18 protein-coding genes are annotated in these 15,097 nt (G+C 70.3%); 9 read left to right on the forward strand and 9 right to left on the reverse strand.

The genetic code is table 11. The features are described from left to right. The first annotated feature begins 146 nt into the window (after positions 1 to 146). The 4 genes from ACIA73_RS18725 (at position 147) to ACIA73_RS18740 (ending at position 4,009) form a co-directional block, all read left to right on the forward strand. Positions 147 to 1,145 (forward strand): YdcF family protein, encoded by a 999-nt coding sequence (locus tag ACIA73_RS18725; protein ID WP_399439654.1) that lies wholly within the window; start codon positions 147 to 149, stop codon positions 1,143 to 1,145. Between the two features lie 47 nt (positions 1,146 to 1,192). Further along, the gene (locus ACIA73_RS18730; RefSeq protein ID WP_399439655.1) at positions 1,193 to 1,984 is read left to right on the forward strand and encodes a maleylpyruvate isomerase family mycothiol-dependent enzyme; all 792 of its coding nucleotides are present in this window, start codon (positions 1,193 to 1,195) and stop codon (positions 1,982 to 1,984) included. Positions 1,985 to 2,175: 191 nt separating this feature from the next. Continuing rightward, a complete protein-coding gene (locus tag ACIA73_RS18735) occupies positions 2,176 to 2,886 on the forward strand; it encodes a lysophospholipid acyltransferase family protein (protein ID WP_399439656.1) in 711 nt (236 codons plus the stop codon). 64 nt (positions 2,887 to 2,950) lie between these two features. Beyond that, positions 2,951 to 4,009 (forward strand): NAD-dependent epimerase/dehydratase family protein, encoded by a 1,059-nt coding sequence (locus ACIA73_RS18740; RefSeq protein WP_399439657.1) that lies wholly within the window; start codon positions 2,951 to 2,953, stop codon positions 4,007 to 4,009. Between the two features lie 128 nt (positions 4,010 to 4,137). Here ACIA73_RS18740 and ACIA73_RS18745 read toward each other — a convergent pair whose 3' ends face one another. Further along, positions 4,138 to 5,745: an alpha/beta hydrolase gene (locus ACIA73_RS18745; protein WP_399439658.1), complete on the reverse strand. Its 1,608-nt coding sequence runs from the start codon at positions 5,743 to 5,745 to the stop codon at positions 4,138 to 4,140. 224 nt (positions 5,746 to 5,969) lie between these two features. Here ACIA73_RS18745 and ACIA73_RS18750 point away from each other — a divergent pair, with 224 nt between their 5' ends. Next, positions 5,970 to 6,251: a DUF4190 domain-containing protein gene (locus ACIA73_RS18750; RefSeq protein WP_399439659.1), complete on the forward strand. Its 282-nt coding sequence runs from the start codon at positions 5,970 to 5,972 to the stop codon at positions 6,249 to 6,251. 51 nt (positions 6,252 to 6,302) lie between these two features. On the opposite strand, the gene ACIA73_RS18755 is transcribed toward ACIA73_RS18750, so the two are convergent. The 7 genes from ACIA73_RS18755 to ACIA73_RS18785 form a co-directional block, all read right to left on the reverse strand. Further along, positions 6,303 to 7,073 carry an urease accessory protein UreD gene (locus ACIA73_RS18755; RefSeq protein WP_399439660.1) on the reverse strand — a complete coding sequence of 257 codons (771 nt, stop codon included), beginning with the start codon at positions 7,071 to 7,073 and terminating at the stop codon, positions 6,303 to 6,305. Further along, the gene (gene ureG / locus ACIA73_RS18760) at positions 7,070 to 7,750 is read right to left on the reverse strand and encodes an urease accessory protein UreG (RefSeq protein WP_399439662.1); all 681 of its coding nucleotides are present in this window, start codon (positions 7,748 to 7,750) and stop codon (positions 7,070 to 7,072) included. The genes ACIA73_RS18755 and ureG overlap by 4 nt, the downstream gene beginning before the upstream one ends. Before the next feature lie 100 nt (positions 7,751 to 7,850). Further along, complete coding sequence (locus ACIA73_RS18765; RefSeq protein WP_399439800.1) at positions 7,851 to 8,501, reverse strand: urease accessory protein UreF; 651 nt, start codon at positions 8,499 to 8,501, stop codon at positions 7,851 to 7,853. Positions 8,502 to 8,746: 245 nt separating this feature from the next. Then, entirely contained in the window at positions 8,747 to 10,510 is a 1,764-nt protein-coding gene (locus ACIA73_RS18770; protein ID WP_399439663.1) for an urease subunit alpha, read from the reverse strand. Next, the gene (locus ACIA73_RS18775) at positions 10,503 to 10,814 is read right to left on the reverse strand and encodes an urease subunit beta (RefSeq protein WP_399439801.1); all 312 of its coding nucleotides are present in this window, start codon (positions 10,812 to 10,814) and stop codon (positions 10,503 to 10,505) included. Before ACIA73_RS18775 ends, ACIA73_RS18770 begins: the two co-directional genes overlap by 8 nt. Positions 10,815 to 10,831: 17 nt before the next feature. Continuing rightward, complete coding sequence (locus tag ACIA73_RS18780; protein ID WP_399439664.1) at positions 10,832 to 11,134, reverse strand: urease subunit gamma; 303 nt, start codon at positions 11,132 to 11,134, stop codon at positions 10,832 to 10,834. Between the two features lie 205 nt (positions 11,135 to 11,339). After that, on the reverse strand, positions 11,340 to 11,618 hold the full coding sequence (locus ACIA73_RS18785; protein WP_399439666.1) for a type II toxin-antitoxin system Phd/YefM family antitoxin: 279 nt from the start codon (positions 11,616 to 11,618) through the stop codon (positions 11,340 to 11,342). A gap of 85 nt (positions 11,619 to 11,703) precedes the next feature. On the opposite strand from ACIA73_RS18785, the gene ACIA73_RS18790 reads away from it, so the two are divergent. From ACIA73_RS18790 to ACIA73_RS18800, 3 genes are all read left to right on the forward strand, one after another. After that, the gene (locus tag ACIA73_RS18790) at positions 11,704 to 12,336 is read left to right on the forward strand and encodes an ATP-dependent Clp protease proteolytic subunit (protein ID WP_399439667.1); all 633 of its coding nucleotides are present in this window, start codon (positions 11,704 to 11,706) and stop codon (positions 12,334 to 12,336) included. Between the two features lie 8 nt (positions 12,337 to 12,344). After that, positions 12,345 to 12,650 carry a hypothetical protein gene (locus tag ACIA73_RS18795; RefSeq protein ID WP_399439802.1) on the forward strand — a complete coding sequence of 102 codons (306 nt, stop codon included), beginning with the start codon at positions 12,345 to 12,347 and terminating at the stop codon, positions 12,648 to 12,650. A gap of 368 nt (positions 12,651 to 13,018) precedes the next feature. Then, positions 13,019 to 13,498, forward strand: a complete 480-nt coding sequence (locus ACIA73_RS18800) for a C40 family peptidase (protein WP_399439668.1) — start codon at positions 13,019 to 13,021, stop codon at positions 13,496 to 13,498. Positions 13,499 to 13,520: 22 nt separating this feature from the next. Here the strand turns inward: ACIA73_RS18800 and ACIA73_RS18805 are convergent, their stop codons facing one another. After that, positions 13,521 to 13,952, reverse strand: a complete 432-nt coding sequence (locus ACIA73_RS18805; RefSeq protein WP_399439669.1) for an ATP-binding protein — start codon at positions 13,950 to 13,952, stop codon at positions 13,521 to 13,523. Positions 13,953 to 14,205: 253 nt separating this feature from the next. On the opposite strand from ACIA73_RS18805, the gene ACIA73_RS18810 reads away from it, so the two are divergent. Continuing rightward, positions 14,206 to 15,054 carry a helix-turn-helix domain-containing protein gene (locus tag ACIA73_RS18810; RefSeq protein WP_399439670.1) on the forward strand — a complete coding sequence of 283 codons (849 nt, stop codon included), beginning with the start codon at positions 14,206 to 14,208 and terminating at the stop codon, positions 15,052 to 15,054. Positions 15,055 to 15,097: the final 43 nt, after the last annotated feature.

Raw genomic sequence — 15,097 nt, forward strand, 5'->3', positions numbered from 1 at the left:
GGCCAGCGCACCCGCCTCGCCCCGGCCCCGCAACCGGCCACGCCGTGCGGGCTGTGCGGCTCGCCCGTCCGGGGCGCCCGATTGCCCCACTTGGCCTTCACCCGGAGGCGGTTGGGGGGCCATCCGGAGTGACGTAACGTACCCACATGATCGTTTTTGCGCCGGCCGGAGTCTTCCTCCTGGCCCTCGTCGTCAGCATGTTGCGCGACCGCCGACGCTTCCGTAACGGCATCTATCTGGTCTTCGCGCTCTTCTTCGCCCTGATAGGGGTGATGATCAAGGCGAGCCAGACACATCACCGGCTGGCGGCGGCCCTCGCGCTCTTCCTCCTGCTGCTGGCGCTGCTGTCCGCGTTCACCCTGGCGGTGTTCCTGGTCAGGAACGGGCTGACGATGGTGCGCAGGGAGGGCCGCAGCCCGGCCAATCTGCTGTCCCTGCTGGCAGGCCTGGGCATCTTCGGTCTCGCGGCGATGCTGCTGACGACCCTCTCCACGGGCTGGCGGGCGCTGGGCACGGTGACCGTGGTGGCGACACTGGTCGTCGGGTACATCTCCTTCCTCTTCACCTGCTTCCTGCTGTACTCGCTGCTGTACGGCTGGCTCCGCCCCCGGCGCGATGTCGACTTCGTGGTGGTCCTGGGCTCCGGGCTGATCCGCAACAAGGTGCCGCCGCTGCTGGCGAGCAGGCTGGACAAGGGCCTCAAGGTGTACGGCGCCCAGGTCGCCGCGGGCCGGGAACCGCTGTTCGTCACCTCCGGCGGGCAGGGTCCGGACGAGGACCGCCCCGAGGGGCAGGCCATGGCCGAGTACCTGATCGACAAGGGCGTCGCGGCGGACCGGATCCTGATCGAGGGCGAGTCGCGCACCACCGAGGAGAACCTCACCTTCAGCGGCGCCCTGATGCGCGAGCGGGACCCCGGCTACCGCTGTGTGGTCGTCACCAACAACTTCCATGCCTTCCGCGCCGCCCTGGTGGCCCGCAGGACCCATGTCCACGGGCAGGTCGTCGGCTCCCCCACGGCGCGCTACTTCTGGCCGAGCGCGATCATCCGGGAGTTCGCCGCGATCTTCATGGAGCACAAGGTCGTCAACTTCTCCGTGTGCGCCGTCCTGGTCCTGATGGGCTCCCTCACCGGCCTGGCCTGAGCCTGCCCGGCCGCCCCCCGGCCGCCCGCTCCCCTACCGTGGGCCGCATGACGACCGCACCCGTGGACCACACCGCCGAAATCGTCACCCAGAGCACACTGCTGAGGGCCCACCTCGACGGCGCGGACCTCACGGCCCCGGTGGCCGCGTGCCCCGGCTGGGACGTGGCCAGGCTGGTGCGCCACGTGGGCAGCGCGCACCGCTGGGTCGAGGAGATCGTGAGGAGCCGGGCCACCGGTCCCGTCGAGGAGGACATCAACGACCCGGACGCCCACACCGCGCTGTCCGGATCCGCGCTCGCCGACTGGCTGGGGCAGGGGGCCGAGGCGCTCGGGGCGGCCCTGCGGGAGGCGGGGCCGGACGCCCCGGTGTGGACGGTGGCGCCCGGCGGCACCGCCCGCTTCTGGGCGCGCAGGATGACGTACGAGACGGCCGTCCACCGCTACGACGTGGCGGCGGCGCTCGGCGTCCCGTACGTCCTGGACCCGGCGGTGGCCCGCGGCGGGCTGGACGAGTGGACGGAGTTCAGCGTCCTGCCGCAGGTCTTCGACTTCCCCGGGGCTCTGCACGCCCTGCTGGGCCCCGGCCGCTCGCTCCGCCTGCGTACCGTCGAAAGAGACGCGGGGTGGGTCGTGGATCTCGGCGGTGCCCTGCCGGACCGGCGCCCGGCCGTCCCCGGTGAGCAGGCCACGGTCACGGTGAGCGGCACGGCGGCGGACCTGCTGCTGCTGATGTACGGGCGGTTGACGCCCCAGTCGCCGGAGATCGAGGCCGAAGGGGACGGGGACCTCCTCAACTCCTGGCTGCACGAGGTGAGTTCCTGGCTCCGGATCGCGTAGGGAGCCGCGGCGCACCCGCAGGTGCCCAAGTGAGCGCGAGCTCATCGGGGTATCGGTGCCGAGTCATCATCAATACGGTCCGGGGTAGTTACACGGGTCAAGGCCCGCGCATACACTGAGCGGCCCCGAATCAAGCCCTGACCAGCAGAAAGGCAGCCCACAAGGCAGTCCGTCCCCTAGGGAGCAGCCGGGTGTTCTACTACGTGCTCAAGTACGTATTCATCGGACCGTTGTTGAGAATCTTGTTCCGCCCCAGGATCGAGGGCCTGTCGTACGTCCCCGCTGACGGCGCCGCCATCGTCGCGGGCAATCACCTCTCCTTCTCCGACCATTTCCTGATGCCCGCCGTGCTGAAGCGGCGGATCACCTTCCTGGCGAAGGCCGAGTACTTCACGGGACCCGGGGTGAAGGGGCGGCTGACGGCCGCGTTCTTCCGCAGTGCCGGGCAGATCCCGGTGGACCGGTCGGGGAAGGAGGCCGGGAAGGCGGCCGTGCGGGAGGGGCTCGGGGTGCTGGGCAAGGACGAGTTGCTCGGCATCTATCCGGAGGGCACCCGCTCGCACGACGGCCGGCTGTACAAGGGGAAGGTCGGGGTCGCGGTGATGGCGATAACCGCCGGGGTGCCGGTGGTGCCGTGCGCGATGGTGGGGACGTTCGAGATCCAGCCGCCGGGACGGAAGATCCCGAAGATCAAGCGGGTGACCATCCGCTTCGGGGAGCCGCTGGACTTCTCCCGGTTCGCCGGGATGGAGAACGAGAAGGCCGCGCTCCGGGCCGTCACCGACGAGATCATGTACGCGATCCTCGGGCTGTCCGGGCAGGAGTACGTCGACCGGTACGCCGCCGAGGTGAAGGCCGAACAGGCCGCACAGGGAAGGAAGTTCCCCAGGCTGCGACGCTGAGGGCGGAATCGCTCTCGGCGAAAGAACGCCGATGGGGCGACCGTCCGCCCGTAGCGTGCTCGGTATGACGCAGACAGGCGGAGGCGGAACGTCCAGGGGCAGCGCCCTGGTCATCGGGGCGACGGGACAGATCGGCCGGGCGGCGGTGCGTGCGCTGGCCGCCGACGGCTGGGAGGTACGGGCGGGCTCGCGCGGCGGCGGCCGGGACGCGAGCTGGCCCGAGGAGGTCCACGGGGTACGGGTGGACCGGGAGGACGACGCCTCCCTCGCGGCGGCGGTCGGCGACGGGGTGGACGTACTGGTCGACATCGTCGCCTTCACCGAGGCGCACGCCCGGCAGCTGACGGCGCTGAGCGACCGGATCGGCTCGGCCGTGGTGATCTCCAGTGTCGCGGTGTACGCCGATGACGAGGGCCGCAGCTTCGACACCCAGGAGCGCCCGGACGGCTTCCCGCGCTTCCCTGTGCCGATGCCGGAGACCCAGGTGACGGTGGCCGCCGGGGACGAGACGTACGGCACCAGGAAGGTCGCGATCGAGCAGGCACTGCTGGGCGCGGAGGACCTGCCGACGACGCTGCTGCGGGCGGGGGCCGTGCACGGTCCCGGCTGCCGCACCCCGCGCGAGCTGTACTTCGTGAAGCGGGTGCTGGACGGGCGGCCGGTGCGCGTCCTCGCGTACGGCGGCGAGAGCCGTTTCCACCCCGTGCACGTCGAGAATCTCGCGGAGCTCATCCGGCTGGCGGCGGCGAAGCCCGGTGACCGGGTGCTCAACGGGGCCGACCCCGAAGCGCCGACGGTCGCGGAGATCGGTGCGGCGATCGACCGGACGATGGGCGCCGGGAGCGAGCTGGTCACGCTGGAGGGGCCGCCGCCGAAGAGCAAGGTCGGCGAGACTCCGTGGAGCGCGGGGCATCCCGTGGTGTGCGACATGGGCGCTGCGGAACGGGAGTTGGGGTACCGGCCGGTGGTCGGGTACGAGGAGTCGCTGCCGGCGACGGTGGAGTGGCTGGTGGGGCAGTTGAAGGAGAGCGGCTGGGAGGAGGCGTTCCCGAAGATGGCGGCGCGGGGGGACATTTTCGACTACGCGGCCGAGGACGCCTGGCTGGCGGCGCGCGGCGCGTAGGGCTTCGGGCGCAGGGGCCTCGGGCGGCAGGGCCTCGGACGCCAAGGCCTCGGACGCCAGGGCTTCGGCAGCAGGAAGGGGCGGCCGGTGGGAGAGCACCGGCCGCCCCTTCGTTCACTGCGCCGTGGTTACGGCTTCGGCGCGGCGTGCGGCGCGCACGTCACGTCACGGCTGTCGAGCTTGCCGCTCACCAGGTAGGACTGGACCCGGCTGTCGAGGCACGGGTTGCCCAGGTTGGTGATGCCGTGCGAACCGGCGTCGCGCTCGGTGATCAGGCGCGAGCCCTTGAGCCGCTTGTGCAGCTCCACGGCGCCCGCGTACGGGGTGGCCGCGTCGCGGGTGGACTGGGCGATCAGGACCGGCGGCAGCCCCTTGCCGGGCTTGATGTCCAGGGCGTGCTGCTGCTTGACGCCCCAGGTGGCGCAAGGCAGGTTCATCCAGGCGTTGGACCAGGTGAGGAACGGGTACTTCTCGTGGAGCTTGGAGTTGTCCCGGTTCCACTTGTTCCAGCTGGTCGGCCACTTGGCGTCCGCGCACTCCACCGCCGTGTAGACGGCGTTGCCGTTCTCCGAGGCGATGTTGCCCGCGGTGTTGGCCATATCGGGACCGGCGGCCTCCACGAGAGCCGCGGTGTCACCCGCGAGGTACTTGCTCCAGATCGAGGCGACGGGCGCCCAGCTGGAGTCGTAGTACGGAGCGCTCTGGAAGAAGACGATCAGCTCGGCCGGGCCGACGACGCCGCCGACGGGGCTCTTCTTGGCCGAGGCGCGCAGCTTCTCCCACTGCTTCTGGACCTTCTCGACGGTGTTGCCGATGTGATAGGTCGCGTCGTTCGCGGCGACCCACTTCATCCAGTCCTTCCAACGGCCCTCGAAGGCGATGTCCTGGTCGAGGTTGACCTCGTACCAGATCTTCTTCGTGGACGGGTTGACGACGCTGTCGAGCACCATCCGGCGCACATGCGTCGGGAAGAGCTCGCTGTAGACGGCACCCAGGTAGGTGCCGTACGAGACGCCCACGTAGTTGAGCTTGCGGTCACCGAGTGCGGCCCGGATGACGTCCAGGTCGCGTGCGGTGTTGGGGGTCGTCATGTGCGGCAGCATCCAGCCGCTGCGCTCCTTGCAGCCCGCCGCGTACTCGGCGGCCAGCTTGCGCTGCGCCTGCTTGTCGGCCTCGCTGTCGGGCACCGGGTCGAGCTTCGGGGCCTTGACGAACTCCTGCGGGTCGACACAGGAGATCGGCGTCGACCTGCCGACTCCCCGCGGGTCGAAGCCGACCAGGTCGTACGCCTTGGCGGCGCCCGCCCAGATCTGGTTCTTGGTGACCACCCGGCGCGGGAACTTCAGTCCCGAGCCGCCGGGGCCGCCCGGGTTGTAGACCAGGGAGCCCTGCCGGTCCTGCGGGGAGCCGGTGTTGCCGATTCTGTCGACGGCGAGGGTGATCTGCTTGCCGTACGGCTTGCTGTAGTCCAGCGGCACGGTGACATAACCGCACTTGATGGGCTTCTCCAGGCCCCAGTCCGCCGGGCAGTCCTTCCAGGAGATGCCGGTGCGAGCCGCCTTCTGCGCGGCCACCTTCACGCCGTACGCCTCTGCGCCGCCGCTCTGATGGCGGCTGCTGGCGTTTCGCTGACCCTGCGCGTCGTCGGCCGTCGCTGCGGGTGCTGCCATCGCACCTGCTATGAGCGTGCCCGCGAGCAGGGTGCCGGCCGAGCCGAGCACTGCGGTGCGTCGCAAGTGGTACCTCCCCCTGTGAGTTGACCCGCGCCCTCGATGGGCGTCCGGCGCATCCTTTCGCCAGGTGGGCCACCGGGAACAGACCGTACTGGTGTTTCTTTACCGAACCAATAACCGGTACAAGGTGTCCCGGTCAGCGGTACCGGAAGTAACTGCCATGCATGAACCTGCCATCACGGGTTATCCGGAAAACTCCAACACCCCTTCACACAACGGGAGTTCAGATGACCGGCATCGGCACCAGCGGTACCCGTGGACGCAGCGCGTCGGGCACGAACGGTCTGGCGATCGCGGGCCTCGTCTGCGGCATCATCGGCCTGATTTTCTTCAACATCATTCTGGGCCCGCTGGCGATCATCTTCGGCATCATCGCCTACAAGCAGACCGGCGGCTCGGGCATGTCGAAGGCAGCGATCGGCCTGGGCATAGCCGACCTGGTGATCTTCGGCATCCTGATCGCGGTGGCCGCCTCCTCCGGTGGCTTCACCTGGTACGTGGGTGGCTGACCCGCCGGGGAGGGCCGGAACCACCGTCGACGCGTCCCGCCGGGCCGCAGCTCATGCGACCCGGGCGGCCACCTGGCCCCGCACTGCGGCCAGCGCTTCGTCCAGCACCCTGCGCAGCTCCCGGGCGTCCGGCGCGACAGCCGTGACGAGCAGTCCGGGCCCGGCGAGGGGAGTCAGCACCGCGGTCTCGCCGAGCAGGCGGGGCCGCGGCGCCGTGTCCGCCAACTTTCCGTCCACCACCAGGAGTTGACCGACCGCACGATGGCCGCCGAGTACGGCGGGGCCGTCCCAGCCGCCGGGTGCGCCGGGGCCGTAGAACAGTTCCTGGTCGAACAGCGGGCGGCCGGCGCGGCGGACGGTGAGCCGGGTGAGGAGGGTGCCGGTGGACTCGCCGTGCCTGCCGAGAACCTGCTCCTCGCGGAGCACCAGACGGGCGGTGGGAGCGAGTTCGACGCGGGTGCGCATGCGCAGATCACTGCCGTGGCAGGAGATGAGCTGTTCCGGCAGCCAGTTCAGCTCGGCGTGCTGACCAACCGTCAGGCGTACTTCGTACTGCGCGCGTTCGGGGATCCGACTGGGCAGCGCGACGGTGGCGCCGGACGCGTCGACGGTCAGCGCGGCACCGTCGAGGACCTCCGCCTCGATGGCAAGGCGGTCGCCGCCGAGCGGTGCGCTCATCGCGCCGACGACGGTGACCCTGCTGGCGTCGGGTCCGCCGTCCACACTTCTGGTACGCCGCAGGGCCAGCGGCCCGTCGCTCTCCAGCACCGGCAGCCGGCCGCCGGGGGCGGCGACCATCCTGGCGGTGGCGCGGATGCTCACGCCGCGCGCCAGGCGGCCAGCTGGGCACGGAGCCAGTCCGCGACCGGTCCAACGCCCTGACCCGTCGTCAAGGACTGGAAGATGACCGGGAGTTCGGCCCGTTGCTCCTTCGCGTCGCGGGCCATCCGCTCCAGGTCGGAGCCGACGTGCGGGGCGAGGTCGGTCTTGTTGATCACGAGGAGGTCGGCGGTGGTGACGCCGGGGCCGCCCTTGCGCGGGATGTCGTCGCCGCCCGCCACATCGATGACGAAGACCTGGGCGTCGACCAGCCCCCTGGAGAAGGTGGCGGTGAGGTTGTCGCCGCCGGACTCGACCAGGATCAGATCGAGCGGCCCGACCGCGTCCTCCAGGTCCTCCACCGCTTCGAGGTTGGCGGAGATGTCGTCGCGGATGGCGGTGTGCGGGCAGGCGCCGGTCTCCACCGCCTGGATCCGCTCGGGCGGCAGTACGGCGCTGCGCAGCAGGAACTCGGCGTCCTCGCGGGTGTAGATGTCATTGGTGACGACGGCGATCGAGAAGGTGTCGCGCAGTTCCCGGCAGAGGGCGGCGACGGTAGCGGTCTTGCCGGAGCCGACCGGCCCGCCGAGGCCGATGCGCAGGGCGCGCCGGGTGCCGTCGGGACGGGCCGCGTCGGCGCTGACGGCGGAGGCGGCGGAGTGGTCGTGGTCAAGGTGCATGGTGCGGCTCCTCGGTGGGTGCGGGGGGGGCTGGGTGCTAGGTGTGCGCGTGGCGGGTGTGTGCGGGGGCGCGCGTGTGTGCGGGGTGGTGTGTGCGGGGCTACGAGGCGAACAGCCGTACCGGCCACGCCGCGTGCGCCTGAGCCGTGATGTCGAGCAGGGGTGCGGACGCGGCGGGCAGGTCGTCGATGTCGCCCCGCAGGGCCGCTTCGGCCGCCCGCCGCGCGACCCGGTCCATCTCCGGTGCGAGCCGCGCGAGAACCGCGGTCGCCTCGAACGGGTCCAGGCTCAGCAGCCGTACCACCGCGGTCGCCGCCCCGCTGACGCTCTCGTACGCCGCACAGTGCGCGGCATCCTCCGGCCCGAGCCCGGCCGAGCGCGCGGCGAGGCCGAGCACCACGGGCTGGTGCGCCCCGCGCGGCCTGGCTGCGGCGAGGGAGTCGAGCGCGGTGGACGGCCAGGTGGCGCGGGCGGCCCGCATCATCTGTCGGCCGAGCTTGCGGGCGGTGGCCCGCAGGGCGGGCGAGGGGGTGCGGGCGTCGGCGGCCTCGTCGAGTGCGAGGGGGTCGAGACCGTGGGCGGCCGCTGCGGCCAGTGAGGCGGAGGTGAGCCCGCTGGTGTGCAGCCGCCCCCGGCAGAACTCCGCGAGGTCCCGGTGGTCCCGGATGCGCCCGGCCTTGACCGCCGCCTCGGCCCCGCCGGAGTGCGCGTGCCCCCCGGCGGGGAAGCGCCCGTCGGCCAGTACGAGCAGCGCGGCCCGCGCACCGGCGGAGCGGTAGGAGGGCCCCGGCTCCGGGCCTGTCGGCCGCCCGGGGGCCGCCGACAGGCCGCCGGTGCCTCTCGGCCGCCCGGACCCGGGCCCACTGGGCAACGGTCTGCCGACCCCCGGACGTACCGGCGCGGGACCGGAGGGCGACGCGGCGTCCGCGGCACGGTCGGCCCCGGCCCCCACGGTCTCGGCCCCTGCCTCGGAAAACAGATCCATCTCCCCCACTCTCAGAAGAGGAAGTAGCGCTGGGCCATGGGCAGTTCGGCCGCCGGTGCCGGGTCCACCGCATCGCCGTCGATGGTCACCGTGAAGGTGTCGGCGTCCACCTCGACCCTCGGCATCGCGTCGTTCTCCCGCATGTCGGCCTTGGTCACGCCCCGGGTGCTGGTGATCGGCACGAACTGCTTGCCCAGGCCCAGGCGTTCCGCGAGGCCGTCCTCGATGGCCGCCTCGGCCACGAAGTTGAAGGAGTTCGCGGCCGGAGCCCGGCCGATCGCCCCGAACATCGGGCGCGGCAGCACCGGCTGCGGGGTCGGGATCGACGCGTTGGCGTCGCCCATCTGCGCGTACGCGATCTGCCCGCCCTTGATCACCATCAACGGCTTCACCCCGAAGAAGGCGGGCTCCCACAGCACCAGGTCGGCCAGCTTTCCGCTCTCCACGGAGCCGATCTCGCGGTCGAGGCCCTGGGCGACTGCCGGGTTGATCGTGTACTTGGCGACATAGCGACGTGCCCTGTGGTTGTCCGCACGCCCGTCGCCGGGCAGCGCGCCGCGCCGCTTCTTCATCACATGGGCGGTCTGCCAGGTCCGCAGGATCACCTCGCCGACCCGCCCCATGGCCTGCGAGTCGGAGGAGATGATCGAGATCGCGCCGAGGTCGTGAAGGATGTCCTCGGCCGCGATGGTGGACGGGCGGATACGGGACTCGGCGAAGGCGAGGTCCTCCGGCACCGCCGGGTTGAGGTGGTGGCAGACCATCAGCATGTCGAGGTGTTCGTCGAGGGTGTTGACGGTGTGCGGCCGGGTCGGATTGGTCGAGCTGGGCAGGACGTACGGTTCGGAGACGACGGTGATGATGTCGGGCGCGTGCCCGCCTCCCGCCCCCTCGGTGTGGTACGCGTGAATGGTGCGGCCCGCGATGGCGGCGAGGGTGTCACCGACGAACCCGGCCTCGTTCAACGTGTCGGTGTGGATGGCCAGTTGGGCGCCCGTCTCCTCACAGACGCTGAGGCAGGCGTCGATGACCGCGGGGGTCGCCCCCCAGTCCTCGTGGATCTTGAAGCCGAGCGCGCCGCCCCGCAACTGCGCGTGCATGGCGTCCCGGGACATGGTGTTGCCCTTGCCGAGCAGCCCGATGTTCACCGGGTAGTGCTCCAGCGCCGCGAACATCCGGGCGAGGTGCCAGCTGCCGGGCGTCACCGTGGTCGCCTTGGAGCCCTCGGCGGGCCCGGTGCCGCCGCCGACGAGGGTGGTGATGCCGGAGGAGAGGGCCTGGTCGACGACGGTCGGCGAGATGAAGTGGACATGGGCGTCGATAGCGCCGGCGGTGACGATCCGGCCGTTGCCCGCGATGATCTCGGTCTCGGGGCCGATCACCAGATCGGGGTGGACCCCGTCCATGGTGTCCGGGTTCCCCGCCTTGCCGATCCCGGTGATCCGGCCGTCCCTGATGCCGACGTCGGCCTTGACGACGCCCCAGTGGTCGAGGATCACCACACCCGTGATGACGGTGTCGGGCGCGCCTTCGGCCCGGGTCGTGCGGGCCTGGCCCATCGACTCGCGGATGACCTTCCCGCCGCCGAACACGGCCTCGTCGCCGGCGAGTCCGGGCCCGCCGGATCGGTCCTCCTCGATCTCCACCAGCAGGTCGGTGTCCGCGAGCCGTATACGGTCGCCCGTGGTGGGGCCGAACAGATCGGCGTAAACCGCCCGGGAGATCCCGGGGTGCGCGGACGTGCGCGCTGCGTCGGGGCGTACGGACTCAGGCATCGAGGGCACCTCCGGTCTCCCCGCGCAGTCCGGCGATCACACGCCGGCCCGCGACGGGAACGAGTTCGACGTCGACGGGGATGCCGGGCTCGAAGCGCACGGCGGTACCCGCGGCGATGTTCAGCCGCAGACCGCGGGCGGCGGCGCGGTCGAAGTCGAGACCGGGGTTGGCCTCGGCGAAGTGGTAGTGGGAGCCGACCTGGACGGGCCGGTCGGCGGCGTTGAGAACGGTGAGACGGGTGACCGGGCGGCCCACGTTGATCAGGACCGGCACGTCGGCGAAGAGGATCTCGCCGGGAATCACCGGCTTCGGTGCGGGGGTCACTGGATCGGCTCGTGCACGGTGACGAGCTTGGTGCCGTCCGGGAAGGTGGCCTCGACCTGGACGTCGTGGATCATCTCGGGGATGCCGTCCATGACCTCGTCGCGGTGCAGCACCTTGCGTCCGGAGGACATCAGCTGGGCGACGGTGTTGCCGTCGCGGGCGCCTTCGAGGATGTGGGAGGTGATCAGCGCGACCGCCTCGGGATGATTGAGCCTCACCCCTCGCGCCCTGCGCTTCTCGGCCACGTCCGCGGCCACGTGGATGAGCAGTCGCTCCTGCTCGTGCGGGGTCAGCTGCACGCTTCCCACCTCCTGGTTGTCAAACACCTGCGCATGAACGGGGCAGGGGCGACCAGAAGATGTACATGGCACCCGCCTCGGCGCAGCGGGACCATATCCGACTTCAACACTCTGTTGAGACGCCAATCCGGGCCACCCGGCCAGGAATTGCACGTTAGAGCCCTAGTTTTTCCAACGCGTTAACTGACGCTTTGCCAGCTCATGATCAACGGCGTTCCTGGCCCCGGTGTTCGGCCGCGATCCCGAACCGGCCGCGTTCGCCCGCAGCGGACGCCGCCGAGCCGAACGACGAGACGGAACTGATCACCTGCTCCTCGGCGACCTCCTGCTCGTTCTCCAGTCGCTCCAGGTCAGCGGCGGAAACAAGGGCGATCAGCGGCTTCCCGTGACGTGTCACGACGACCCGCTCGCCGCCGTACACGACGCGATTGATCAGGTCCGCGAGCTCTGCTCGGGCTTGCGTCACCGGAATCTCGTAGGTCATGCTCCCCATCGTACTGAAAGTACGTCCTGTACATTTTTTACAGAGACGGCAGCACCCACGCCTGTGCTGCCCAAGGGAGCGCGCCATGATCCAGCCGTCCGCCCGTTACGTCCTGCCCAGCTTCACCGAGCGCACCAGCACCGGGACCCGCACCCTCGACCCCTACTCGAAGATGCTGGGCGAGCGGATCGTCTTCCTCGGCACCCCGGTCGACGACGCCGCCGCGAGCGATATCGCCGCCCAGTTCATGTACCTGGAGCACGACGCCCCCGACCAGGACATCTCGCTCTACATCAACTCCCCCGGCGGCTCGTACACCGCGATGACGGCGATCTACGACACCCTCCAATTCGTCACCTGCGACGTGGAGACCATCTGTCTCGGCCAGGCGATGGACAGCGCCGCCGTACTGCTGGCGGCCGGCACCCCCGGCAAGCGGCTCGCGCTGCCCGGCGCCCGGGTCACCCTCAGTCAGCCCTCGCTGGACGAGCCCCAGCAGGGCCAGCCGTCCGACCTGGAAATTCACGCGAAGGAGTTGCTGCGGCTGCGCGCGATGACCGCCGGGATGCTGGCCCGGCACACCGGGAAGTCCACCGAGGAGGTCGAGGCGGACTTCGACCGCACCAAGGTGCTCGACGCCCCGGCGGCCCTGGCCTACGGAGTGGTGGACCGCATCGTCGAGAGCCGCCGGGCCATTACCTCCCCCACCGTGCGGTGAACGGCCGGATGCTGCCGGAGCTGCCGCCGTTGCCCGCGCTGACCCGGGCCGAATGCGACTTCCTGGACAGCTACTTGGAGGTGGTCGACCTGCTGGGCCGGATCAACCCGGCCCGCACGACCGACACCTACGGCGCGCTGCGGGCGGCCCAGGCCCTGGTCGGCCGGGCCACAGCACTGCGCGAGGCACTCACCCTGATGCACGACCGGGGCGAGAGCGGCATCCACCCGGTGACGCTGACGAGCGCCCTGCGGCTCCTGGACGGGGAGCGGCGGGCGGCGCGGCTCACCGTGCCACCGGCGCAGGCGAGTTGACAGCCGGGAACCGGTCGGGGCTGGACGGGCGTGCGCGAGTACCGGAGCGCCTCCCCCATTCGGCCCATTCGCGTCTGCGCGGTTCGTACTGATCGAGTTGCGCAGGACAGCCGGAGCACAAGCGGAATCATCCGCTTCGCCGCTGGTGCGGGCATCGTCGGGTGGCGACGCACATGATCGGATCCCGCCTTGTCCACCCGAACGGGCCAGTGGTGAGGAGCCTCACAAACCCCCCTTTCCGCTCGGAAACCAGACGTCCGCCGGGTCAAGATCCGTGGGACGACAAGCCCCCGCCGTCGTGGCGGGGCGGCCCCTGCGGACGTCGCACCTGACGCCCGCGGGGGCGTCTGGTCGACGAAGGGTTGCGCATGACTGCGCACACAGGCACACAGGTCCCGTCGCTGATCGCCAGGGCTTCGACCGCATCGGCCCTCACTCTCGCCGTGGTCGGCGGCAGCATGCTGGTACCGGGCGCCGCCAACGAGGCCCAGGCGGCGACCCACGCGACGAAGGCGTTGCAGATCGCCGCCTCCAAGCGGGGCGCCCCTTACAAGTACGGAGCCGTCGGCCCCTACCGTTTCGACTGCTCGGGGCTGACTCTCTACTCGTACAAGCGGGCCGGCAAGAGCCTGCCGCGCTCGGCGCAGGCGCAGTACAACAAGACCCGGCACATCTCCGCCTCCCAGCGGCAGCGCGGGGACCTGGTGTTCTTCCACAGGGGCCGCGGCGTCTACCACGTCGGCATCTACGCCGGCGCGGGCAAGATCTGGCACTCGCCGAAGCGCAACACGGTGGTGCGACTGGAGCGGATCTGGTCGAAGAGCGTCTGGTACGGCAGGGTGCGGTAGCCCGCCCCTCTCCGTCCCGCCGCTATCTCTGTACGGGTACGTGCCACGGCAGGGCGATCCAGACCGTTTTGCCACCCTCCTCGGTGGGGGTGACCGACAGCCGCCCGCCGCACTCCGCGGTAAGCGAACGGATGATCACCATGCCCCGGCCGTTGTCCTGCTGAACTGCGGCGGGCAGGCGTTGGGGCCAGCGTGGGTGGCTGTCGGTGACGCCGATGCGCAACTGCTCGTCCCGCTCCAGCTGGACGTCCACGGTGAAGTTGGGCGACTGGCCGAAAGTGTGCTGGACGGCATTGGTGGCGAGTTCCGAGACAATCAGCCGGATGATGTCGGTCGTTTCGGATTCCTTCGGAAGTCCCCATTCGGCCAGCACTCCGGCGACGTACTTCCTGGCTGTGGGCACCGAGGCGGGATCACTCGGCAGGGTGACGGATACTTCCTGGTGGTCTGCCATGGCGACGCTGTCCCTTTCCCACCGGGGCTGGACTCGGAATCCTGCGCGGATCCGTGCGGGGGCGGCCCCGGTGCTCTTCTCTTCCGCCCGTGTTCCGCGCCAGAGTGTCACTCATGGTGCCGTCGTCGTAGGCGTTCCTCCCAGACATACATATATCTGCCACTCAAAGTAGTGAACTCTGCTACGCGAGACCGGATTTGACCGGCAGACTGACCCCGGCGGGGAGGCCATGCATCGCCGAAAGGAGTCGGGAATGCGGCACGGTCCCGCGGTACGCCGACGCAAACTCGGGGAAGAACTGCGCAGGTTGCGCGACAGGGCAGGGCTCACCAGCCCGGAGGCCGCGCGCCTCGTCGGCTGGCACCAGTCGAAGGTGAGCCGGATCGAGACGGGGCGCAGTGGCGCCAGGCCCCAGGACGTGGCACTGCTGCTGGAGGTTTACGGCGTTCGCGAGCCGCAACTCCGCCAGTTGCTTGAGGCGTTGGCCGAGAACTGCGGTGAGTCGGGGAGCAGGTGGTGGCACGCCTACCGGGGCCTGTTGCCGCCCCAGTACCGGGACTTCATCAGCCTGGAGTCCCAGGCGTGCGCGGCCCGCACTCTCGAAACCACCGTGATGCCCGGGCTGTTGCAGACGCCCGAGTACGCCAGGGCGGTGACCCGGGTGATGCTGCCGGCGCTGTCGGAGCAGAAGCTGGACACCCTGGTGGAAGTGCGTCTGGCCCGGCAGGAGGTACTGCGAGCCGATTCTCCGCTCGCCCTCAGCGTGGTGCTGGACGAGGCGGTACTGCGCAGGGCGGTGGGAGGCGAGCGGGTGATGAAGGAGCAGCTGCGCCATCTGCTGGAGATGGCCGATTTGCCGCATATTCGGTTGCAGGTGTTGCCTTTGGGGGCGGGAGCGCACGCGGGTCTCACCGGTGCTTTCGTTATCTTCTCCTTTCCGAACATTGCCGATCTGGATGTGGTTGTTATCGACCACTTGGCGAGTAGCCTCTATCTGGAACGGAAAGAAGACCTCACGGAATACACCGCCGCATTCCAGCGGATCCAGGCCCAGGCCCTGCCGCACAAGGATTCGCTGGATGTGATCGCCGGCATCCGCTAGAACACCGCTCACCCCCGCCGGGTCCGTGGTCCGCAACGGCACA

Source organism: Streptomyces sp. NPDC051561 (assembly GCF_044454195.1).
Lineage (GTDB): Bacteria > Actinomycetota > Actinomycetes > Streptomycetales > Streptomycetaceae > Streptomyces.